At 71.9% G+C, this 22,524-nt stretch carries 18 protein-coding genes; 6 read left to right on the forward strand and 12 right to left on the reverse strand.

Going from position 1 to position 22,524, the window contains the following annotated elements; genetic code table 11:
* Positions 1-59: 59 nt before the first annotated feature.
* The 11 genes from AC5L3C_RS13785 to AC5L3C_RS13835 all read right to left on the reverse strand — a co-directional run bounded on the left by AC5L3C_RS13785 (position 60) and on the right by AC5L3C_RS13835 (position 13,923).
* Positions 60-458 (reverse strand): cytidine deaminase, encoded by a 399-nt coding sequence (locus AC5L3C_RS13785; protein WP_493649256.1) that lies wholly within the window; start codon positions 456-458, stop codon positions 60-62.
* Positions 455-1,729 (reverse strand): ABC transporter permease, encoded by a 1,275-nt coding sequence (locus tag AC5L3C_RS13790; RefSeq protein WP_493649257.1) that lies wholly within the window; start codon positions 1,727-1,729, stop codon positions 455-457. The genes AC5L3C_RS13785 and AC5L3C_RS13790 overlap by 4 nt, the downstream gene beginning before the upstream one ends.
* A complete protein-coding gene (locus tag AC5L3C_RS13795; RefSeq protein ID WP_493649258.1) occupies positions 1,726-2,847 on the reverse strand; it encodes an ABC transporter permease in 1,122 nt (373 codons plus the stop codon). Before AC5L3C_RS13795 ends, AC5L3C_RS13790 begins: the two co-directional genes overlap by 4 nt.
* Positions 2,847-4,424 carry an ABC transporter ATP-binding protein gene (locus AC5L3C_RS13800; RefSeq protein WP_493649259.1) on the reverse strand — a complete coding sequence of 526 codons (1,578 nt, stop codon included), beginning with the start codon at positions 4,422-4,424 and terminating at the stop codon, positions 2,847-2,849. The genes AC5L3C_RS13795 and AC5L3C_RS13800 overlap by 1 nt, the downstream gene beginning before the upstream one ends.
* A 198-nt stretch (positions 4,425-4,622) precedes the next feature.
* The gene (locus AC5L3C_RS13805; protein WP_493649260.1) at positions 4,623-5,672 is read right to left on the reverse strand and encodes a BMP family lipoprotein; all 1,050 of its coding nucleotides are present in this window, start codon (positions 5,670-5,672) and stop codon (positions 4,623-4,625) included.
* A 321-nt stretch (positions 5,673-5,993) separates the two neighbouring features.
* Positions 5,994-7,043, reverse strand: a complete 1,050-nt coding sequence (locus AC5L3C_RS13810; protein WP_493649261.1) for a BMP family lipoprotein — start codon at positions 7,041-7,043, stop codon at positions 5,994-5,996.
* 478 nt (positions 7,044-7,521) lie between these two features.
* Positions 7,522-8,751: a M20 family metallopeptidase gene (locus AC5L3C_RS13815; RefSeq protein ID WP_493653870.1), complete on the reverse strand. Its 1,230-nt coding sequence runs from the start codon at positions 8,749-8,751 to the stop codon at positions 7,522-7,524.
* A gap of 307 nt (positions 8,752-9,058) precedes the next feature.
* The gene (locus AC5L3C_RS13820; RefSeq protein WP_493649262.1) at positions 9,059-10,114 is read right to left on the reverse strand and encodes a hypothetical protein; all 1,056 of its coding nucleotides are present in this window, start codon (positions 10,112-10,114) and stop codon (positions 9,059-9,061) included.
* Positions 10,115-10,166: 52 nt separating this feature from the next.
* Positions 10,167-11,105 (reverse strand): N-acetylneuraminate synthase family protein, encoded by a 939-nt coding sequence (locus tag AC5L3C_RS13825; protein WP_493649263.1) that lies wholly within the window; start codon positions 11,103-11,105, stop codon positions 10,167-10,169.
* 14 nt (positions 11,106-11,119) lie between these two features.
* Positions 11,120-12,571 (reverse strand): cytidylyltransferase domain-containing protein, encoded by a 1,452-nt coding sequence (locus AC5L3C_RS13830; protein ID WP_493649264.1) that lies wholly within the window; start codon positions 12,569-12,571, stop codon positions 11,120-11,122.
* A 44-nt stretch (positions 12,572-12,615) separates the two neighbouring features.
* Positions 12,616-13,923, reverse strand: coding sequence for a DUF6716 putative glycosyltransferase (locus AC5L3C_RS13835; RefSeq protein WP_125504583.1), 1,308 nt, complete (start codon positions 13,921-13,923; stop codon positions 12,616-12,618).
* Between the two features lie 199 nt (positions 13,924-14,122).
* Here AC5L3C_RS13835 and AC5L3C_RS13840 point away from each other — a divergent pair, with 199 nt between their 5' ends.
* The 5 genes from AC5L3C_RS13840 (at position 14,123) to AC5L3C_RS13860 (ending at position 20,377) form a co-directional block, all read left to right on the forward strand.
* Positions 14,123-15,109: a glycosyltransferase family 2 protein gene (locus AC5L3C_RS13840; protein WP_125504584.1), complete on the forward strand. Its 987-nt coding sequence runs from the start codon at positions 14,123-14,125 to the stop codon at positions 15,107-15,109.
* Positions 15,109-16,479 carry a polysialyltransferase family glycosyltransferase gene (locus AC5L3C_RS13845; protein ID WP_493649265.1) on the forward strand — a complete coding sequence of 457 codons (1,371 nt, stop codon included), beginning with the start codon at positions 15,109-15,111 and terminating at the stop codon, positions 16,477-16,479. Before AC5L3C_RS13840 ends, AC5L3C_RS13845 begins: the two co-directional genes overlap by 1 nt.
* Before the next feature lie 398 nt (positions 16,480-16,877).
* A complete protein-coding gene (locus AC5L3C_RS13850) occupies positions 16,878-17,843 on the forward strand; it encodes a glycosyltransferase family 2 protein (protein ID WP_493649266.1) in 966 nt (321 codons plus the stop codon).
* Positions 17,843-19,198 (forward strand): polysialyltransferase family glycosyltransferase, encoded by a 1,356-nt coding sequence (locus AC5L3C_RS13855; protein ID WP_493649267.1) that lies wholly within the window; start codon positions 17,843-17,845, stop codon positions 19,196-19,198. Before AC5L3C_RS13850 ends, AC5L3C_RS13855 begins: the two co-directional genes overlap by 1 nt.
* 90 nt (positions 19,199-19,288) lie before the next feature.
* The gene (locus AC5L3C_RS13860) at positions 19,289-20,377 is read left to right on the forward strand and encodes an acyltransferase (protein ID WP_493649268.1); all 1,089 of its coding nucleotides are present in this window, start codon (positions 19,289-19,291) and stop codon (positions 20,375-20,377) included.
* Here the strand turns inward: AC5L3C_RS13860 and AC5L3C_RS13865 are convergent.
* Positions 20,331-21,020: a TetR/AcrR family transcriptional regulator gene (locus AC5L3C_RS13865; protein ID WP_493649269.1), complete on the reverse strand. Its 690-nt coding sequence runs from the start codon at positions 21,018-21,020 to the stop codon at positions 20,331-20,333. The two genes, AC5L3C_RS13860 and AC5L3C_RS13865, sit on opposite strands and share 47 nt — an antisense overlap.
* Positions 21,021-21,091: 71 nt before the next feature.
* On the opposite strand from AC5L3C_RS13865, the gene AC5L3C_RS13870 reads away from it, so the two are divergent.
* Positions 21,092-22,495, forward strand: a complete 1,404-nt coding sequence (locus AC5L3C_RS13870; RefSeq protein ID WP_493649270.1) for an FAD-dependent oxidoreductase — start codon at positions 21,092-21,094, stop codon at positions 22,493-22,495.
* Positions 22,496-22,524 lie beyond the last annotated feature (29 nt).

The following is a 22,524-nucleotide window of genomic DNA, read 5'->3' on the forward strand; positions in this document are numbered from 1 at the left end:
GCCCCTCCGGCCGGCGGCACCGGCGGTGCCGGCCGTCGCGCGGAGGGGCCGCACGGGAGTTACTGGGCGAGGTGCTGCGGGCCGAAGGCCTGGGGCAGCATCTCCGACAGCGGCAGGATTCCCTCCGGGGTCTCCACCAGCAGTCCGCCGCCGCCGAACTCGTACAGCAGCTGGCGGCAGCGGCCGCACGGGACGAGGATGTCGCCGTTGCCGTCCACGCAGGTGAAGTGGGTGAGCCGGCCGCCGCCGGTGCGGTGCAGCTCCGAGACCAGGCCGCACTCGGCGCACAGGCCGAGGCCGTACGAGGCGTTCTCGACGTTGCAGCCGGAGACCGTGCGCCCGTCGTCGACCAGGGCGGCGACGCCGACCCGGTACCCCGAGTAGGGGACGTAGGCGTGCGTCATGGCCTCGCGGGCCACGGCGCGCAGTGCCTCCCAGTCGGCGTCGCCGGCGGTCACTTGCCCTGTCCCTTCCGGTACGGCATGCCGTTGGCCTTGGGCATCCGCAGCCGCTGGGCGGACAGGGCGAGGACGACGAGGGTGATGACGTACGGCGTGGCGGCGACGACCTGGTTGGGGACCTCGTTGGTGCCGGCGTACCAGGCGAAGACGAGGCCGCCGATGACCAGGGTGATCGCGGCGTTGACGTACTTCTTGCGGACCGCCAGCCAGATGGCGCCGATGAGCAGCAGCAGCGCGCCGAGCAGCAGCAGGGCGTGCACGTTGGCGGAGCCGCCGCGCAGGTTGAGGCTGTCGGTGTAGCCGAAGAGGCCGGCGCCGATGGCGAGGCCGCCGGGCATCCAGTTGCCGAAGATCATGGCGGCCAGGCCGATGAAGCCGCGTCCGCTGACCTGGCCCTCCAGGTAGAAGGGGTTGGCCACGATGGACAGGAAGACACCGCCGAGGCCGGACAGACCGCCGGAGATGATCACGGCGAGGTACTTGTACTTGTAGACGTTGACGCCGAGGGACTCGGCCGCGACCGGGTTCTCGCCGCAGGAGCGCAGCCGCAGGCCGAACGGGGTGCGCCAGAGGATCCACCAGGTGGCGGGGACGAGGGCGACGGCGATCAGGGTCAGCCAGGAGACGTCGGTGACCAGTCCGCCGAGCAGGCCGGCGATGTCGGAGACGAAGAACCAGCCCTTGTCGTTGAGGTCGCTCAGTGCGTCCGACAGTCCCGGCACGGTGAAGTGGCCGAGCGAGTCGACCGCCGGGGACTGCTTGGCGGAGCCGCCCTGGTGGCCCACGAAGGCCAGCGGGGCGAGGTAGCGGGTGGCGCCGAGGGCGAGGATGTTGATGGCCACACCGGAGACGATGTGGTTGACGTTGAAGGTGACGGTGACGATGGCGTGCAGCAGGCCGCCGAGGCAGCCGCCGATGATGCCGACGAGGACACCGGTCCACGGACCCCACTGGAATCCGGCCCAGGCGCCGAACCAGGTGCCCAGGATCATCATGCCTTCGAGGCCGATGTTGATGACGCCCGCGCGCTCGGCCCACAGGCCGCCGAGACCGGCGAGGCCGATGGGGACGGCGAGCTGGAGGGCGGTGGACATCTGGCTGACGTTGGTGATGCCGTTGGCGCCGGTGATCAGGCGCACGATCGACGTCAGCGCCAGGGCTCCGGCGATGACCAGCATCAGGACGGGCAGCGACATGCGGCGGCCGGTCTGCGGGGCGTGCTCCAGCGACGGCTGGTTGACGTCGGTCGCTGTGGTCGGAGCGGTCATCGGCCGGCCACCTCCTTCGTGGTGTTGTTGGCGCCGAGGACGTGGCCCGCGGCGAGCTCCGCGCCGACGCGGCGCTGCTGGCGGCGCAGGCCCCACTCACGGACGGCCTCGTAGGAGACGACCACCGACAGGACGATCAGGCCCTGCATGATGACCGCGATCTCCTTGTCGTAGCCGTGGAAGTCCAGCTCGGGCGACGCCTTGTCGAGCCAGGCCCACAGCAGGGCGGCGAAGGCGATGCCCACGGGGCTGTTGCGGCCGAGCAGGGCGATGCCGATGCCGAGGAAGCCGATGCCGGTGGGGAAGCTGAGGTTGTAGGTGTGGGCGTCGCCGAGCAGGATGGGCAGACCGGCGAGACCGGCGATGGCTCCGGAGAGCAGCATGGCGGTGAGGACCATGCGCTTGGGGTCGACGCCGCTGGCGGAGGCGGCGGACTCCGAGGCGCCGGAGGCGCGCAGGTCGAAGCCGAAGCGGGTGCGGTTGAGGACGACCCAGTAGCCGATGCCGAGCAGGACGGCGAGGATCACCAGGCCGTAGATCTCGCCGGCGGCGCCCATGTCGATGCCGGGGATCCAGCCGGACTCGTGCATCTCGCCGGTGGTGTTGTTGTTGCCGACCTTGACGCCGAAGACGGTGGGCAGCCACAGGTAGCCGATCACGGAGGTCGCGATGGCGTTGAGCATGATCGTCGCGACGACCTCGCTGACGCCGCGGGTGACCTTGAGGACGCCGGCGATGCCGGACCAGAAGGCTCCGGTGAACACGGCGGTGAGAAGCAGCAGCGGGATCTGCAGGACGGCCGGGAGGTTCATGTGGGCGCCGACGATGGCGGCCATCATGGCGCCGAGCTGGTACTGGCCGTCGACGCCGATGTTGAACAGGTTCATCCGGAAGCCGATGGCCACCGCCAGGGCGGCGATGTAGTACATCGACGCCTGGTTGATGATCAGGACCTGGATGTCCGAGAAGCCGGCCTGCTCGAACATGAGGGCGAACGGTTCGACCGGGTTCTTGCCGGAGGCGACCAGCACGATCGCACTGAGCACGAAGGCCACGGCGAGCGCGATGACCGGCCCGGCCACGGCGAGGAGCACGCGCTCCTTGTCCAACTTCTTCATCAGCGGGCCTCGTCTTCGGGAGACTCAGGGGACTTGGACACGTCGGCCTGGGTCTCGGGGGTCTCGTCGTGTTCGAGGTGGCCCTCGGCGGCGCCGGTCATGGCGGTGCCGAGTTCCTCCGGGGTGATGGTGGCCGGGTCGGCGTCCGCGACCAGCTTGCCGTCGTAGATCACGCGCAGGGTGTCGGACAGGCCGATGAGCTCGTCCAGGTCGGCGGAGATCAGCAGCACGGCCAGGCCCTCGCGGCGGGCCTCGCGGATGTGGTCCCAGATGGCGGCCTGCGCGCCGACGTCCACACCGCGGGTGGGGTGGGCGGCGATCAGGAAGCGCGGCTTGTGGCTCATCTCGCGGCCGACGATCAGCTTCTGCTGGTTGCCGCCGGAGAGGGAGGCCGCGGTGACGTCGATGCCGGGGGTGCGCACGTCGTACGTCTTGACGATGCGGCGGGTGTCCTCCTGGGCGGACTTCGGGTCCAGCCAGACGCCCTTGGCGTTGGGCCGTTCGGTGACGTGGCCGAGGATGCGGTTCTCCCAGAGGGGGGCGGCCAGGAGCAGGCCGTGGCGGTGGCGGTCCTCGGGGATGTAGCCGATGCCCTGTTCGCGGCGCTTGCGGGTGGGCCAGGCGGTGATCTCCTCGTCGGCCAGCCGGATGACGCCGGAGTCGGCGTGCCGCAGGCCGATGAGGGCGTCGACGAGTTCGGTCTGGCCGTTGCCCTCGACGCCGGCGATGCCGAGGATCTCGCCCTCATGGATGGTGAAGGAGATGTCGTCGAGCAGGGCCTTGCCGCTGGGGGCCGCCAGGCGCAGCTTGTCGACGGTGATGACGGGGCGGTCGGTGACCGTGGACTCGGCCGTCTCGGGCGTCGGCAGCTCGCTGCCCACCATCAGCTCGGCGAGCTGGCGCGAGGTGGTCTCGGCGGGCACGGCGGTGCCGACGGTGGTGCCGCGGCGGATGACGGTGATCTCGTCGGCGACGGAGAGGACCTCGCCCAGCTTGTGGGAGATGAAGATGACCGACAGGCCCTCGGCCTTGAGCTCGCGCAGGTTGTCGAAGAGGGCGTCGACCTCCTGCGGCACGAGGACGGCGGTGGGCTCGTCGAGGATCAGGGTGGTGGCGCCCCGGTAGAGGACCTTGAGGATCTCCACGCGCTGGCGGGCGGCGACGCCGAGTTCCTCCATCAGGAGGTCGGGGCGGACGCCGAGGCCGTAGCGCTCGGAGAGCTCCTTGATCCGGCGGCGGGCGCGGGCGCCGATGCCGTGGAGCTTCTCGCTGCCGAGGACGACGTTCTCGAGGACGGTGAGGTTGTCGGCGAGCATGAAGTGCTGGTGCACCATGCCGATGCCGCGCGCGATGGCGTCGGCGGGGGACGAGAAGCTCACCTTCTCGCCGTGGACCGTGATGGTGCCCTCGTCCGGCTTCTGCATGCCGTAGAGGATCTTCATCAGGGTCGACTTGCCTGCGCCGTTCTCACCGACGAGGGCATGGACGGTGCCCTTGCGGACGGTGAGATGGATGTCGTGGTTGGCGACGACGCCGGGGAAACGCTTGGTGATGCCGGCGAGCTCGACGGCGGTCACCGAATCGTTGACCGCCGCTCCGGCCGGAGGGCTGCTGGACGCGTTGATGACGCACTCTCCTGGGGACGGGGGCCGTCTACGCGCGTAGCGCCCCTACGGCATACAAAGGGGTGGCGCCCCTGACCGACGGGGTACGGGAAGCCACGCTTCCCGCACCCCGGCCGGCGGTCGCGACCCCGCGGTGGTGCAAAGAGTTGCTCAGCTCGACTCGACCTTGATCTCGCCGCTGATGATCTTCTCCTTGGCCGTCTCGATGGCTTCCTGGAGCTCGGCGTCGTCCGCGAACTTCGGGTTGGAGTTCGACAGGCTCACCTCACCCGTCTTCAGATCGCCCTTGACGATACCGGTCGCGGGCTTGCCGTCCTCGACCGACTTCGCCAGGTTGTACACCGCCTTGGCGACGTCCTTCATCGCCGAGGTGAGAATCGAGTCCTTGTACTGGGCGAGGGCTTCCTGCTGGTACTGGTCGGAGTCGACACCGATCGCCCACACCTCGTTGGCGGCGGCGGCCTCGATGACGCCCTGGCCGGACAGGCCGGCGGCCGCGTAGACCACGTCGGCCTTCTTCTCGATCTGGCCCTCGGCGGCGGCCTTGCCCTTGTCCGGGCTGGAGAAGCCGCCCTCCTCCGCGGTCTGCGTCAGGAACTGCGAGATGACCTCGACCTTGGGGTCGGTGTCCTTGACGCCCTGCTCGAAGCCCGCGCGGAACTTGTGGATCAGCGGGATGTTCACACCGCCCACGAAGCCGACGACGTTCGTCTTGGTGCTCTCGGCGGCGGCGACGCCGGCCAGGTAGGAGGCCTGCTCCTCGGAGAAGACCAGGTCGGCGACGTTGTCCGCCTCGACCGTGGCGTCGTCGACGATGCCGAAGGTGGTGTCCGGGAACTTCTCCGCGGCGCCCTTCACGGCGGCGGCGTAGGCGTAGCCCACACCGATGACCGGGTTGTAGCCCTGCTTCGCCAGCGAGACCAGGCGCTGCTCCTTGTCCGCGTCCGTCTCGCCGTCGGTCGGCTCGACGTCGGCGGTCTTGTAGCCGAACTCCTTCTTCGCCTGCTCCAGGCCCGCGTACGCGGCGTCGTTGAAGGACTGGTCGCCCTTGCCGCCGACGTCGTACGCGATGGCGAGGCCCAGGTCCTCCTTGGAGTCCGACGAGCCCGACGAGGTCGAGGTGCCGCCGCAGGCGGAGAGGGCGAGGGCCAGGGAGGCGGTCGCTGCGCCTGCGACCGTGATCCGGGAAATCCGGCGCATGTGTGGTGCTCCTAGTCGTACAAAGCGCCGGGACGGTTCAGCTACGGCGCTGGCTTCGCCGCAGATTAACGCGCGTAGACCTGCCTGAAAACCCCTTCTGTCCACCTTGTTATCGGGCCGTGCTCAAGGCCGCCCGAAGCCTGGTCACGGCGTTGCCGATCGCGAAGGCGGGGTGGCGGTGGGTGACGTGGGGGCGGAGGGGCGTGGACACGACGAAGCTGGGGAGGCGGGAGGCGGGGAGACGATGAAGCTGGGGAGGCGTGGACACAAGGAACGGGCGGGCGCTCTCGGCGCCCGCCCGCTTCGTGCGACTTCGGCGGGTTACTCCGCCTTGACCTTGATGGAGCCGTCGATGATGCCTTCCTTGGCCTCGGCCACGGCGTCCTTCAGGCCGGGGACATCGGCCATCTTCGGGTTGCTCTCCGAGAGGCCGACGCCGTTCACCTTGAGGTCGAAGACCTGGGTGCCGGTCAGCGGCTCGCCGTCCTTGACCGACTTGGCCAGGGCGTACACCGCACCGCCGACATCCTTGAGGGCGGAGGTGAGGATGAAGTCCTTGTACGCGGCGAGGGCTTCCTGCTCGTACTGGTCGGAGTCGACGCCGATCGCCCAGACCTTCGCGTTCGCGGCGGCCTCGATGACACCCTGGCCGGAGAGACCGGCCGCCTGGTAGACGACGTCGGCGTTCTTCTCGATCTGGCCCTCGGCTGCGGCCTTGCCCTTGTCGGGGCTGGAGAAGCCGCCCTCCTCGGCGGTCTGCGTCAGGTACTGCGAGATGACCTTGACGTCGGGGTCGGTCGCCTTGACGCCCTGCTCGTAGCCGGCCTGGAACTTGTGGATCAGCGGGATGTCCACACCGCCGACGAAACCGACGGTCTTGGTCTTGGTGGCCTTGGCCGCGGCGACACCGGCGAGGTAGGAGGCCTGCTCCTCGGCGAAGACGAGGGAGGCGACGTTGTCCCCCTCGACCACGGAGTCGACGATGCCGAAGGTCGTGTCCGGATACTTCGCGGCCACGGCCTTCATCGCGGGGCCGTAGGCGAAGCCGACGCCGATGACCGGGTTGTAGCCCTGGCGGGCCAGCGAGGCGAGCCGCTGCTCCTTGTCCGCGTCGGTCTCGCCCTCGGTGGGCTCGACGTCGGCGGTCTTGTAGCCGAACTCGTCCTTGGCCTTGGTCAGGCCGGCGAAGGCGGCGTCGTTGAAGGACTGGTCGCCCTTGCCGCCGATGTCGTAGGCGATGGCGAGGCCGAGGTCTTCCTTGGAGCCGCCGCTGTCGTTGCTGTCACTGCTGGTTCCGCCGCAGGCGGTGGCGGCGAGTGCGAGCGAGGCGACCCCCACCGCGACGCGGGTCAGTTTGGATATCCGACGCATCTGAAGCTCCCCATTCTCCACAGCCCCGCAGCGGGTGCTCGGTTCGGCGCACATTAACGCGCGTAGACACTCCTGGGAACGGGGTTCCGTGGTGCCGTTATCCATTCGTGCCGATGGCCGGTTACGTCCTTGTGAACCACGGGGCCTTGGGGGGCCGCGCGGGGCGATCGGTGTGACGGGCGTGTCTGCACGTGCCCACGCTGCCGGGCCCCTGCGCGGGGCGCAAGCGGAGGGGGCGGGTGGGGTGGCCCGGGGTGCGTGGGGTGCGTGGGGTGGGTTCGGGTTGGGCTTGGGGGTTTTCGCCCCCGCCGCCCCTTCCCGTCCCGCCCCGGACCCCGCTCCTCAAACGCCGGAGGGGCTGGGTGGGGCGGGGCGCCGGAAGGGCTGGGTGGGGCGGGTGGGGCGGGGCGCCGGGGGGGGGGTGGGGGCCGCGGGGCGCCGGGGGGGGTGGGCCGCGGGGGTGATCCGTCGGTGCCGGCTAGCGGAGGGCGTCCAGCAACGCTGCTGCGGTGAAGAGTTCCACGCCCACGGTGATCGCGTGTTCGTCCACGTCGAAGTCGCCCTGGTGCAGGTCGCGGACCGTGCGCTCGCCGGGGGGCCGGACGCCGAGGCGGGCCATGGCGCCGGGGACGCGCTCCAGGTACCAGGAGAAGTCCTCGCCGCCGAGACTCTGTTCGGTGCCCTCGACGGACTCCACACCGCGCCGGGCGATCATCGCGTCGCGCAGCAGTTCCGTGGTCCCGGCCTCGTTGACCACCGGCGGGACGCCGCGCACGTAGTTGATCTCCGACTTGGCGCGGTGCAGATTGGCCACCTCGTCGATGGCCGCGACCACGACGTCCGGCGCCTGCCGCCACGCCTCCAGGTCCAGGCAGCGCACGGTTCCGGACAGCTCGGCGTGCTGCGGGATGACGTTGGGCGCGTGGCCCGATTCGATCCTGCCCCAGGTCACGGCGAGCCCGCTGCGGCTGTCGACCCGCCGGCCGACGATGGCGGGCACGTCGGTGACGACCCGGGCGGCGGCGGTGACCAGGTCGGTGGTCAGGTGCGGGCGTGCGGTGTGCCCGCCGGGGCCGTCGAGGGTGATTTCCAGCCGGTCGCACGCGGAGGTGATGGCGCCCTGCCGCAGTCCGATTTTGCCCGCGTCGACCCGGGGGTCGCAGTGCACGGCGATGATCCGGCCGATGCCCTCGAGCGCGCTGTCCGCGATGGCGTCGGCGGCACCGCCGGGCAGCACCTCCTCGGCGGGCTGGAAGATCAGCCGCACGGGGCGGGGCAGCAGGCCCTGGCGGTGCAGCTCGGCCAGGATCAGGCCGGTGCCCAGGACCACGGTGGTGTGCACGTCGTGACCGCAGGCGTGGGCACGGTCGGGCACGGTGGAGCGGTAGGAGCACTCGGACTTCATGTCCGGGATGGGCAGGGCGTCGATGTCGGCGCGCATGGCCAGCATCGCCGAGTCGGTGCCCGCCGCGCCGTCGGTCCCGATGTCACAGATCACGCCGGTCCCGCCGGAGAGTACGCGCGGCCGCAGGCCGGCCCGCTCCAGACGCTCCTTGATCGCGGCGGTGGTACGGAACTCCTGGTTGCCCAGCTCCGGGTGCATGTGCAGGTCGCGGCGGAACGCGACGAGTTCGGCACGCAGGGCCTCCGGCAACGCTCCGGGGAGCACCGCTCCACCGGGGAGGTCGACCTCGGACTCCAGTGACATCAGTGGTTTCACCCTTTGAAGAGTAGGGCGCCGAAGCCGACTACTGAGCCTGGATCAAGAAAAATCAGCCCGTCAGACGAAGAAAATTCGGCTGCCCCACGCATAGCTGTCAATCCGGATGGGTAAACTCGCGGCCTTTGCGCGAGGTGAAGGCCCCGTGACCTGCCGGATCGTGACATGCGTCACATCCGCATCAGGGCTTCCTCACCCATCCGCCTTCTTCACGGATACCACGCTCGGCCCAGCCCACGCGGACCGGTTCATCTGGCGGACAGCGGAGGCGGTTGCGCGGGCAGCCGGGGGGCGGTCACGGCGTCCGTAGCCGGTGAATGTCCCGCGCGGAGTCCGTCACCCCGGACAGGAAGCCCCGCGCGCGGGGAGAGGCCGTCGTGGTCAGCCAGGCAGGGTCGATGTCGCGGACCGCCACGCGGACGTCCGTGCCGGTCAGGGCGAGGGGGAGGGTGTGGACGACCGTGGAAGGGAAGCTGACCACGGTGCGGCCGATGGGGCCGCGGCGGGCGATCAGCTCCAGGGGGAGTTCGGGGCGGACGATCTCCAGGCCCGTCACGGCCGCCAGCCGGTGGAGCTTGTCCGCGCTCTCGCGGCGGTGCGCGAAGTAGCGCCGGGCGCCGTGGGCGCGCGCCAGGGAGTGGACGGCCTCCAGGTAGGCGTCGCCGTCCACCACGCCGGTCTCCACCAGCGAGGTGCCCACCAGGTCGGCGCCCTGGGTGATGCGGGGCGGCCCGAAGCGGTCCCGGGTCCAGGCGAACGTGTGGGCGCGGACGGTGACGCCGGGAGGGGTGTCCCGCACGGGCATGGAGGTGAACACCTCCACCGTGCGCTCCCCGCCCGGGGTGAGCCGGCGCCGGGCGCCGGCGGACACGGGGGCGAGGAGGAGTTCGCGGGGGCCGGGGCGGCCGCCCTTGCGGTGCCAGCGCACCAGCCGCTCGCCCCGGGCCAGCTGGCCGACGAACTCCATGGTCGCGGTGCCGTCGTCGACCACGACGACGTCCCGGGCCCGGGTGATCGTCAGCAGCAGCTGGACGTACCGGGAGAACGGGTCGCCCAGGACGACGCGGGCGGCCCGGCGGAGCGGCCCGGCCAGACCGCCGACCGTCCGCGCGGGGGCGCCCGCTCCCCCGCGCGCCTCCTCCCACCTCACCTCGTGGCCCTCCTCGCGGGCCAGCTCCGCCATACGGCGCAGCTGGCCGCGGGTCATCGGGTCCACCGGGGACAGCACCACCAGGGTGAGCCGCTCGCCGGACGCGTGCGCGTGCGCCCACTCCAGCACGTTGAGCAGCTGTACCGGGCTCTCGACGAAGGCGAGAGTGCGAGGGCCGGGCCGGCCGGCGCGGGGGCTCATCGGCGTACGACCGTTCCCGTCGTCGTGGGGTGAGGTGGGGTGGGGGCGCGGATCAGACGGTCAGCGGTTCGCCCGCGGCCGTGGCGATCTCCGCCTCGGCGACCACGCCGGCGACGCGGCGCAGCTTCTTCATCGGGGCCAGCTCGGACTCGTAGACCTTCTTGATCCCGTCGCCGAGGGACGCCTCGATGGTGCGGATGTCGCGGACCAGGCGGGCCAGGCCCTGCGGTTCGACGGAGGCGGCCTGGTCGGAGCCCCACATGGCGCGGTCGAGGGTGATGTGGCGCTCGACGAAGGCGGCGCCGAGGGCGACGGCGGCGAGGGTGGTCTGCAGGCCGGTCTCGTGGCCCGAGTAGCCGATCGGGACGTTCGGGTACTCCTGCTGGAGGGTGTTGATCACGCGGAGGTTGAGCTCCTCGGCCTTCGCCGGGTAGGTCGAGGTGGCGTGGCAGAGCAGGATGTTGTCGCTGCCCAGGACCTCGACGGCGTGGCGGATCTGCTTCGGCGTCGACATGCCGGTGGAGAGGATGACCGTACGGCCGGTGGCGCGCAGGGTGCGCAGCAGTTCGTCGTCGGTGAGGGAGGCGGAGGCCACCTTGTGGGCGGGGACGTCGAACTTCTCCAGGAAGGCGACGGCCTCGGGGTCCCACGGGGAGGCGAACCAGGCGATGCCCTTCTTCTTGCAGTAGGCGTCGATCTGGCGGTACTCGTCCTCGCCGAACTCCACGCGGTGGCGGTAGTCGATGTACGTCATCCGGCCCCAGGGGGTGTCGCGCTCGATGTCCCACTGGTCGCGCGGGGTGCAGATCTCCGGCGTGCGCTTCTGGAACTTCACGGCGTCGCAGCCGGCCTCGGCGGCGGCGTCGATCAGCTTGAACGCGTTCTCGATGTCACCGTTGTGGTTGATGCCGATCTCGCCGGTGACGTACACGGGGCGGCCGGGGCCGGCCTCGCGGGGGCCGAGGGTGCGGATGCGGGAGTTGGTGCTCATGAACGGGGGTTTCCTTACGTGGGGAGGGAATCGAGGGAGGTGCCGAGGATCCAGCCGGCGATCTCCCGGATCGCGCCCGCGCCTCCGGGCAGGGTGGTGACGGCGCGGGCGGCGCCGCGTACGACGTCGTGGGCGCTCGCGACCGCCACGGGCCAGCCGACGAGGGCGAAGCACGGGAGGTCGTTGACGTCGTTGCCGGCGTAGAGCACGCGCTCGGGCGCGATGCCCTGTTCCTCGCACCACTGCTTGAGTGCGAGGTCCTTGCGGTCGATGCCGTGCAGCACGGGGAGTTGGAGCTTGCGTGCGCGGGCGGCGACGACCGGGTTCTGTTCCGTGGACAGGACGAGCAGCTTCAGGCCGCTGCGGCGCAGGGCCGCGATGCCGAGTCCGTCCCCGCGGTGCACGGAGACGAACTCCCGTCCGTCGGAGTCGATCAGCACCCGGTCGTCGGTCTGGGTGCCGTCGAAGTCGAGGACGACCGCGTCGATGTCGTCGGCGGTCGGAAGGGCGCCGGGCCGCGGGGCGTCGAGGAGCGGTGCGAGGGCCCGGGCCCGGGCGAGGTCGTGCGGGTCGTCGATCTCCAGGACCCGGGCCGGGTCGGTGCGCACGAGTTCGGTGCGCCCGAAGAAGCGGTGCCGGTGCGCGCGGAAGCCGGCGGCGTCCATGGCGTAGGCGGCGCCGGTCTCGAGCACATCCTGGGGGCGGTCCTGACGCCGGGGGCGGAAGGACTTGTCGTGGTTGACACCGTGGCCTCCGACGACGGCGGCGCCCGGTCCACCACGGGAGCCGGCGTCCACGCCCCGGCCGGAGAATGCGCCGGTACCCGCGCCCCACTCCGGGGCGGATGCCCCACCGGCGCCCCGCACCGGGCCCTGACCGGCGGCGGCAGCCTCGGCGGCCGCGTCGACGCGGCTCACCCCAGGCCCTCCGGCCGCGCCGGCAACGGCCGGGACGCCACCGGAGCCGGTGCCCCCGTCGGGGGCGGATGCCTCGTCGGCGCCGGCGGGTGCGTCGCGCCAGAGGAAGCCGTGGAACGGGGCCACCGTCACCGCCGTGTCGGCGCCTTCGTGGGTGACCGCGGTGGTCACCCCGTCGATGTCCTCGCGGGTCAGGAAGGGGCTGGTGCACTGCACGAGCAGGACGACGTCCACCGGGGCGCCGTGCAGGGCCTCGTGGGCGTCCATGGCGTGCAGGACGGCCGCCTCCGACGTCGCGGTGTCACCGGCGATGGCGGCGGGCCGCAGGACGACCTCGGCGCCCGCCTGGCGCGCGGCCGCGGCGATGGCCTGGTCGTCGGTGGAGACGACCACGTCCGTCACGTGGCGCGCGGCCCGGCATTCGCGCACGGCGCGCACCACCAGGGGCACGCCGCCGACGGGGGCGAGGTTCTTCGCGGGGACGCCCTTGGAGCCTCCGCGTGCGGGAATCACGGCGAGCACCCGGCGCACCGTCGGTGGATGGGACATGGGATCAGCTCCTGGAGCGGGGGTCGGGGCGGCGGCGCGGGCGGTCACAGCTCGCCCATCCGCCGGATCACCGGGGCCACGCGCTGCACGCCGTGCCGGTAGGCGCCGCGCGCGGCCCGGCGCACGATCTGCCGGACCGGTCCGGGCTCCCGGTCGGCGGCGGGCGCGCCCGGCAGCGGCGTGCCGTCGGGGCCGAGGTGGTGGCGGGCGAGGATGCCGGGCAGATAGCCGGGCGCGGTGACGGGTGTGTAGTACGGCGTCAGCGGCGGCAGCCCGCCGGGCCGGCCGAGCAGCCCGGCGATGCGTTCGCGGGCGGTGTCGAAGGCCGTCCCGTACCGGCCGCCCGTGGCGACGCCCTGCCGGGCCACCCACTCCTCGTCCGGCTCCGGGCGGTGTCCCGCGTCGAGTTGGTCCCAGGAGGCGAGGCAGCCGGAGCCGACGAAGTGGTGGTTGCCGAGCGCCTCCCGGATGCCGAGGTCGGTGAGGATCGCGGTGGGGATGCGGCGGTGCAGCGACTCCAGGGCGGCCGTGGAGCTCACCGTGACGAGGAGGTCGGTCCGGTCCAGGACCTCGCCCATGTGCCCGTAGACCAGGCGGAAGTTGGCGGGGAGGTCGAGCCGCTGGGACAGCTTCTGGTAGGGCAGTTCCTCGATGTGCGTGGTGTGTTCGCCGGGCCGGGAGCGCAGCTTCAGCAGCACGTCGCGTTCCGGGTGCCGGCGGGCGTGCCCCACCAGCCGGTCCAGCAGGTACGTGCGGTCCCTGCGGTTGTCCGGGACGGAGGGCTGGGCGGCGAAGACGACGGTGTGGCGGTCGTGTCCGCCGGTGTAGGCGTCCCCGCCGAGGAACGGCAGCGCGACCTCGGTCACCGAGCCGGCGTCGGCGCCCACTCCCTCGTACACGGCGCGGAACCGCTCCGCGTCCTGGCGGGAGTTGGCGAGTACGAGGTCGGCGCCGTGGCGCAGCAGCAGGCCGTCGGCGAGCTTCTCGTAGACGACACCGACGTATCCGGTGACGACGACGGGCCGGCGGGGCCGGTCCTCCCAGACGCGCTTCAGCCCGTGGAGCATCGCCTGCACACCGCCGCCGACCAGGGCGAGCACGAGGACGTCGTACGTCTCCTCGCGCATCGCGCGCAGGAACTCGACCGCGGTGACCTCCCGGAGCGAGTCGGCGCGGACGCCGACCTCGCCGAGCTGGCGGGCGGTGGGCGTGGCGCGGCCCCGCAGGAGGTATCCGTCCAGGCGGATGTCCCGCGGTGTGATGCGGTTCGCGGTGAGCGCGCCCCATTTCCAGCGGGTGTCGGAATCCGCGAGGACCGCGACCCGGAGGGGCTTGTCGGCACTTTCTGGCACGCCGAAGACGCTAGGAAGCGAATTCTAGGTACGGCCCAACCGTGAATCAACGAAACGTTAACAACAGCCCACCGCGAGCCGAACCGGCCCGCGAAAACGCCCTGCGTAGACCCGATACACCGTACCGACACACGGAGTTCACCCCCCGTACGACCATCGGAAAGTTGCCGATCCGGGCGATGCTCCTAATGTTTTGCGCGTGCCGAAGCTTTCGCTGATCGTCCCGTTCCACAATGTGCGGCAATACGCCCCGGACACGCTCAGAAGTCTGCGCGCGAACGCCCGCCCGGATTTCGAGTTCATTCTGGTCGACGACCATTCCCAGGACGGAACCCTGGCCCTTCTCGAGCGTGCCGCCGAGGACCTCGCGGACGTCGCCCGGGTGCGTCTTCTCCCCCGAGGCACCAACGGCGGGGTCGCCACCGCGCGCAACACCGGGCTGGACGTGGCGGGCGGCGAGTACGTGGCCTTCCTCGACGCCGGTGACTGGCTGGCGCCGGGTCATCTGCCGCGTCTGGTGGCGGCGGCCGAGGGGCTGGGCTGCGACTTCGTCCGTACTGACCAGGTGCAGGTCACCGGCCGCGCCCGGTCGCTGCGCCGGGTGCCGGTCGGGCTGCGGGGCGAGGTGCTGGACCCCAGGGAGTCGATCCTGCCCGCGGACCGGACGACCTCGGTGGACTATGTGTCCGTCTGGGCCGGTGTCTACCACCGGCGGCTGCTGGAGCGGGGGCTGCTGCACTTCACCGAGGGGCTGCACACGGCCGAGGACCGTCCGTGGACGTGGAAGCTGCACCGCGAGGCGGAGTCGTTCGCGGTGGTGGACCTGCTGGGCGTGTTCTACCGGCGGGGGGTCGCCTCCTCCCTCACCCGGATCGGTGACGACCGCCAACTCGACTTCATCCGCGCCTTCGACCAGATCGTCGAGGAGACGGCGGCGGACCGGGACGCCGCCCGGCTGCTGCCGAAGGCGGTGCGGACGTACTGCGCGATCATCGCCCATCATCTGGCGGACGAGGACAAGTTCGAGCCCGCCGTGGTCCGGCGGCTGCGGGCGATGAGCGCGGCGGCGCTGCGGCGGCTGCCGCAGGACGTGCTCGACGACGTGCTGGAGACCATGGACCTGCGGCGTGCCGCCCGGCTGCGGCGGCTGCGGCGCCGGGCCGGCACGGGGAAGGCGGCCGCCTGATGCCCCGTACCACCCGGATCTTCTGCGCCTCGTCGCTGTACGGCGTCGCCGCGCAGGTGGCCGCGATGGAGTCCGGCTGCTTCGCGGGGCCCGCGCGGCGGGTGCTGCTGTTCTGCGACGACTCCGCGGTCCCCGAGGCCGCACCGGCGCCCGACGCGCTGCCGGGGTTCGCCGCGCTGCGCGACCGCTTCGACGCGGTGCTGTCCTGGAACGAGGCGATCCGGCCGTTCCATCCGGCGGCCTGGACGCCCCGCGCGGAGGACGTTCCGCTCCTGGAGCGGCATCTGCGGCGGCTGTGGGGGCTGGGCGACGACCGCGTGGAGCTGGTCCTCGGGCCCCCGGACACCGCCCCGGCGCTGGCGGTGGCCCAGGTGTTCACCGGCGCCCCGGTGCACGTCTGCGTCTCCGGACTGACGGGCTACGGCCCTACGCGGGGCAAGCTCGACCCGCTGATCGGTACGCGGGTGCGCCAGGTGCTCCATCCCGGTCTGGTGCCGGGTCTGACGCCCTTGCTGCTGGCCGAGTTCGACGTGCCGGCGCGGGTGGTGCCGACGGACGCGTTCCTGAAGGTCACCGGTGAGATGGCGGCGGTGACGGATGCGCTGCCCCCGCTGCCGGAGGGTGCGGCGCTGCTGGTGGGCCAGTCCCTGGCCGCGCTCGGCGTGGAGGCCGCCGGGGAGGAGGACGCCCTGCACGTACGGATGCTGCGGGGAGCGGCCGGACGCGGCCACGACGCGGCCGTGTTCGCCCCGCACCCCGCCGCCCCGGCCCGGCACGGCAGCGCGCTGCGGGCCGAGGCGGAGCGTCTCGGCGTGCACCTCACGGTCCTGGACGACCCGGTGCCCGCCGAGGTGCTGTTCGAGAAGTCCCGTCCGGCGCTGGTCGTCGGCTGCTCCTCCACGGCACTGTTCACGGCGTCGGCGTTCTACGGCCTGCCGGTCGTCCGCGTCGGCACCGGGTGGCTCCTGGAGCGCCTGACGTCGTACCGCAACGGTGCCCGCGTCGCGGCGGTGCTGTCCGACGCGCTGCTGCCGGACGCGGAGTCGGGGGGCGCGGAGTCGGGGGGCGCGGAGTCGGGGGGCGCGGAGGCCGCGCTCCCGGCCGGTGAACTGGGCGACCTGGTCGCCGCACTCGGGTTCACCATGCGCCCGGAGGTCCACCCGCGCCTGCGCCCGGTCGCGGAAGGGTTCCTCGCGCGCCACGCCGGCCACCCGCGCGTCCGCCGCTGGTTCGCACGCAAACGGCTCGCCTCCCTGGCCCTCCCCGGCGGTATCCCCCAGCGCCTGGCCTTCCTCCCCCGCAACCCCACAGCCCGCCGCCTGGCCCGCCAGGCCCGCGCCCTGAAAAGAGCCGCACAGCTGCGCCGCTGACCCGGCGAAATCCGCGGGCAGTCGTGCCTCCCTCAGTGCCTTACGGGCCTGGATGTGCCCCCAAGCCCCCCGCCCCCCGCCCCCCGCCCAGCGCGGGCAGTCGTGCCGCTGGGGCGGCACGGGTGGGCGCGGGCGGCACCCCGCCGGCGCCGGGCTGCGCAACACCCCCCGGCCCGCGTCAACGCCGGCCACCCTGCAGAGCGCCGACCGTGCAGACACCCCCGCCCCGCACCAGCACCGGACACCCCGCAGAAGCCCCGCCCGTGCAACACACCCCCGACCCGCACCCCCACCGTGACCGCACTGTTCACCCGTTGTCCACGCACACGCCACCAGCCGCCCGCCAAGCCAGGGCACATTCGAGCCGCCGCTCCATGCCCCCGAGAAAGAGACCCCACGTGCCCAAACTGTCCGTCGTCGTCCCGATGCACAACGTGGAGGCGTTCGCGGAGAGCACCCTGCGCAGCCTCACCGCCAACGCCCACCCGGACTTCGAGTTCCTGCTCGTCGACGACTGCTCCACGGACGCCACCCCGTACCTCATCGACCGCTGGGCGGAGCGCCTCCCGGGCGCACGGGTGATCCGGCACGACACGAACCAGGGCATCGCCCAGGCCCGCAACACCGGTATCGACGCGGCCGACGGCGAGTTCCTCACGTTCCTCGACGGCGACGACTGGTACGGCCCCCGTCACCTCGCCGGCATGGTGCGGGCGATGGAGGAGCTGGGCTGCGACTTCGCCCGCACCGATCACGTCCAGGCCACCGGCACGGAACGCGTGATCAGACGGCCCCCGGCCCCCGTGCGCAACGCGGTGATGGATCCGCGCGACGGGATCATGCCCGTCGACACGGAGACGATGGTCGACTACCCCTTCGTCTGGGCCGGCATCTACCGCCGCCACCTCTTCGCCGACGGCGGCATGCGGTTCGTCACCGAACTGCGCACCGCCGAGGACCGGTTGTGGATCTGGCGCCTGCACCTGACGGCCCGCAGCTACGCGTCCCTCGGCCTGCACGGGGTGTTCTACCGGCGCGGCGTGACGACCTCCCTCACCCAGATCAAGGACTCCCGTCAGCTGGACTTCATCCCGGCGTACGACCTGCTGCTGCGGGACGTGCAGAACGACCCGGAGGCCGACCGCTTCCTCCTCAAGGCCGTCCGCACCTACTGCGCCATGATCGCCTTCCACCTCGGCAAGGCGGACGCCTACGAGCCCTCGGCGGCCGGGCGGCTGCGGCGCGAGGCGCGGGACGCGCTGCACCGCATGCCGCAGCACGCCCTGGAGGAGACCCTCGCCACCATCGACCGCACCCGCGGCAGGCTGCTCGGCCGCCTGCGTGACGGGCGGAAGGCCGCCTGATGTCCCTGCCCCGCACCACCACCCAGATCTTCCAGGTCTCGACGCTCTACGGCGCGGCCACCCTGGCCGCCGCGCTGGACGCGGGCCTGTTCGGACCGCGCGGGGAGGCCCGCCGCATCCTGCTGGTCTCCAACAACGCCGCCGTCCCGGAGACCGCCCTGCGCCTGGACGAGATGCACGGCTACGGCCCGCTGGCCGGCCGCTTCGACACGGTGACGAGCTGGAACGAGGCGATCAGCCCGTACCACCCGAGCACCTGGGGGCCGCGCGGCGACGACACGGTGCTGTGGCAGCGGGCGCTGCGGCTGCTGTGGGACGTCGACGAGGACGACAGGGTGGAGCTCGCCGTCGAGTCGATCCAGGTCAACCCGGCCCGTGCGCTGGCGGCCATCTTCTCCGAGGCGTCCGTCGACGTGTACGCCGACGGGCTGATGAGCTACGGCCCGACGCGCGAGAAACTGCCCCTGACCCTCGCGCGCCGCGTCCGGCGGCTGCTCCATCTCGACCTGGTCCCGGGGCTGCGGCCGCTGCTGCTGTCCGAGTACGGCGTCGAACCCGTGATCGTGCCGGACGGGGCGTTCCGGGGTGTGCTGGACGAGATCTCCCGCGACGCGGCGGACGACCCGCGGCTCGCGCCCGTACTCGCCGAGGAGCCGACGGCCGTGCTCCTCGGCCAGTACCTGGCGGCGATCAACATCCTGAGCGCGCGGGAGGAGGAGGACCTCCACGTGCGCATGCTGACCGGGGCCGTGCGCGCCGGGCACCGGTCCATCGTCTTCAAGCCGCATCCGACGGCCCCGGCCGGCTACTCGGCGGCGCTGGGCAAGGCGGCGGCGGACGCGGGTGTACGGCTGACCGTGCTGGACGCTCCGCTGCTGGCCGAGACGTTGTACCGGCACTGCCGTCCCGCACTCGTCGTGGGCTGCTTCTCGACGGCCATGGTGACCGCGTCCGCGTATTACGACGTGCCCGTCGCCCGGGTGGGGACGGCGCTGGTCATGGACCGTCTCACGCCGTACCCGAACAGCAACCGGGTGCCGCTGGCCGTGATCGACCATCTGGTGCCGGACCTGGAGGGTGACGAGACGCCCGCCGTCGTCGGACCGGCCCCGGACACGCTGTCGCCCCTGGTCCGGGCGGTCGGCTTCTGCATGCAGCCCAAGACGTACGCGGGCCTGCGGGAGCCGACGGCGGAGTGGCTCCGCACGCATCTGGCCGGTACGCCCGGCTACTACTTCCCCGAACTGCGCCTGGCGGAACTGTCCTTGCCGGGGAGCACACCGCGCACCCGGGCGAGGGTCCAGGCGGGGCGGGCGAAGCGGGTGGTGGGCAGGGCGGTGCGCCGCAGGAGGTAGCGCAGCCGGGTCGCCAACCGAGACCCACGGGTCACAACCGCGCCACCCGCCCGTCAACCCCCGTACACCCCACCGCTCCACAGTTGCGCGGTGCCCAACGACACCTCCGTACGCCTGCCGCAGCAAAAGGCCGGCCCCAGCCTTCCCGCCGGACGGACCGGCCCACGCGAACACCGCTTTGACATCGACCTGATCCGCCTCCTCTGCTCCGCGACCATCATGCTGGGCCACGTCGGCGCCCAGTTCATCCACGCCACCGGCAACGACCCGGCGAACGGCTCCGGCACCTACTGGGCGGGGCACGTCGCCGAGGCGGTCAACCCCTTCGCGGTGCCCATGTACTTCGCCATCGCCGGCTGGGCGGTACTCGTCGGCGCACCCCCGCGCGACAGCGCCCGTATGTGGCAGCGGATCGTGCGCAACACCGTGCCGCTCTTCGTGTGGACGGCGGTCTACCTGCTCTGGGCCTGGCTGCGCGACCGCAACGACCGTCCGATGACGGAGCTGGCGGCGGACTCCCTCTTCGGCTCCGTGGAGCCCGCCTACCACCTGTGGTTCATGTACAACTACATCCCGGTCATCGCGCTGCTCGCCTTCGCCGTGCTGATCAGGGCGGGCCGGCGGCCCTGGGGGCTCGGCGCGGCACTGCTCGGCGTCGCGGTCGCGCCGAGCGTGCTGACCACGATCACCGAGGTGACGGGGTATGAGATGCCGTCGTCGTCCTGGGGGTTCAGCACCTATGCGCTGGTGTACGCGGTGGGCGGGGCGCTGCTGTTCGCCCTGCCGGCCGGGACCGTCCGGTGGCGGCGGCCCCTGTTCGTACTGATGGCGCTCACCATGGTGGGGGCGCTCTGGTACAACACGCAGGTCCACTACGTGATGCCCAACGCGCACCTGTTCGTCGCGGTGATGAGCATCTGTGTCCTGCTGCTGGTCAGCAGGGTCAGGGTGCCGGAGAGGCACCGGCCCCTGCTGAAGAGGCTGGCCGGTGCGGCGCTCGGCGCGTACATGGTGCATGTGCTGTTCGTCGAGGAGATCGTCGCTCCCCTGGTGTCGCCGGAGCTCGGCGGCCCGGCGGCGGGGCTGCTGCTGGCCGTTCTGGTGGTCACGGTGATGGTTCTGTCGTTCGCCGTCAGCCTTCTGTGGGGACGCCTGAACCTGCGGCGTCTGCTCGGCTGAACCGGGCCTCGATCCCGGCGAGGATCAGGGCGAGGCCCTCTTCGAAGTGGGCGTCGTAGTTCTCGAAGAGTTCCTTGCCGACCCCGGCCGCCAGGGGATAGTCGGCCAGCAGGCGGGCACGGTCGCTCACGTCGAAGCCCTCGCGGCGCTCCCCGGGCCGGGGCATGACGCCCTGCTCCTCGGTGACGAATCCGAGCGTGTACAGGTACGTGGTGGTGATGGCGCGGACGGCCCGGGCGAGCGTGAAACCGCAGGACGTCAGCAGCCGCAGGTTGTCCTCCATCTGCTCGGCGTGCTCGATACCGGTGAAGCGCGTGCCGCTGAAGACCTTCGCGCCGTCGCGGTAGGCGAGCAGCGACGTGCGCAGGCCGCGGTTGACCTTGAGCAGCCGCTCCTGCCAGGTGTCGTCCGGGGAGAGCGTGTGCGTGTGCTCGGCGGCCATGCGGCGGAGGATCTCCGTCGCCATCTCGTCGAGCAGCGCCTGCTTGTCCTTGAAATGCCAGTAGAGCGCGGGCGCCTTGACGTCCAGCTCCTTGGCGATGACACGCAGTGTCAGGCCTTCCAGGCCGACCTCGTTGAGCAGCTTCAGCGCCGTGTCGGCGACCCGTCCGCGGTCGAGCGGGGCGCGTCGTTCCGTACTCACGCTTGACAATCTAACACCGTTAGGGCCACGCTCTGGAAGACGGCACTTAACAACGTTAAGGACGGTGGATCATGGACCACACCGATGTGCTGATCGTGGGCGCGGGACCGACCGGTCTCGCCCTCGGTGTCGACCTGGCCCGGCGCGGGATCTCCGCGCTGGTGGTGGAGCGGGAGGACGACCTGTTCCCCGGTTCGCGCGGGAAGGGGATGCAGCCGCGCACCATGGAGGTCTTCGACGACCTGGGCGTGCTGGACGCGATCCGCGCGGCCGGCGGCGGCTACCCGGTCGGCATGCTCTGGCAGAACGGCGAGCGCATGGGCGAGCACCACATGTTCGACCAGATCGCCGAGCCGACCGAGGACTCGCCGTACAACGAGCCGTGGATGGTGCCGCAGTGGCGCACGCAGCGGATCCTGCTGGAGCGGCTCGAGGAACTCGGCGGCAAGGTCGCCTTCGGCCGCGAGGTCACCGGCGTGACGCAGGACGCGGACGGGGTGACCGCACACCTCGCCTCGGGCGAGCCCCTGCACGCCCGGTACCTCGTCGCGGCGGACGGGGGCCGGTCCGTGGTGCGCCACAGCGTGGAGATCGGCATGACCGGGGAGGAGGTGGACCCGCAGCCCATGCTGGTGGCGGACGTCCGGCTCACCGGTCTGGACCGGGACAACTGGCACATCTTCCCGCCGGCGGAGGGCCAGGAGCTCCTCGCGATCTGCCCGCTGGGCGGGACGGAGGACTTCCAGGTGATGGCCCGGTTCGCGGAGGGGGAGCAGGTGGACGTCTCGCCCGACGGCGTACGGAAGGTGATCGCCGCCCGTACCCACCTCGCCGCCGACGACGTCACGGACGTGCGGTGGGCCTCCAACTTCCGCCCGCGGGCCGCGCTGGCCGACCGGTTCCGCGCGGGCCGTGTCTTCCTCGCCGGTGACGCGGCGCACGTGCACTCACCGGCCGGCGGACAGGGGCTCAACACCAGCATCCAGGACGCCTACAACCTCGGCTGGAAGCTGGGCGCGGTGCTGGGCGGCGGGGCGGACGAGGCGTTGCTGGACACCTACGAGGAGGAGCGGCGGCCGATCGCCGCGCAGATGCTGGACCTCTCCACCAGCGTGCACCGGGGCGAGACCCGGCGGGGCGGGGCCACCCGGCAGCTGAATCTCGGCTACCCCTACTCCTCGCTCACCGCGGAGACCCGCATGGAGCCGGGCCCGGTGCGCGCGGGCGACCGGGCGCCCGACGGCACGGTGGCCGGGGTGCGCATCTTCGACGCCTTCCGGGGCCCGCACTGGACCCTGCTGGCCCTGGGCGCGGCCGCCCCCGCCATGCCCCCGTCCGTACGGGTGGTGCAGGGCCCGGCGCACGGGACCTACGGCACGGGCCTGTTCCTCGTCCGCCCGGACGGCTATGTGGGGTGGGCCGGCCACACCCCCACCGGCCTCCCGGAATACCTCTCCCGCTTCGACACCCGCTGACCCCTGCGGCAGCCCTGCCGGGCAAGCGC

Source organism: Streptomyces speibonae, assembly GCF_984686075.1.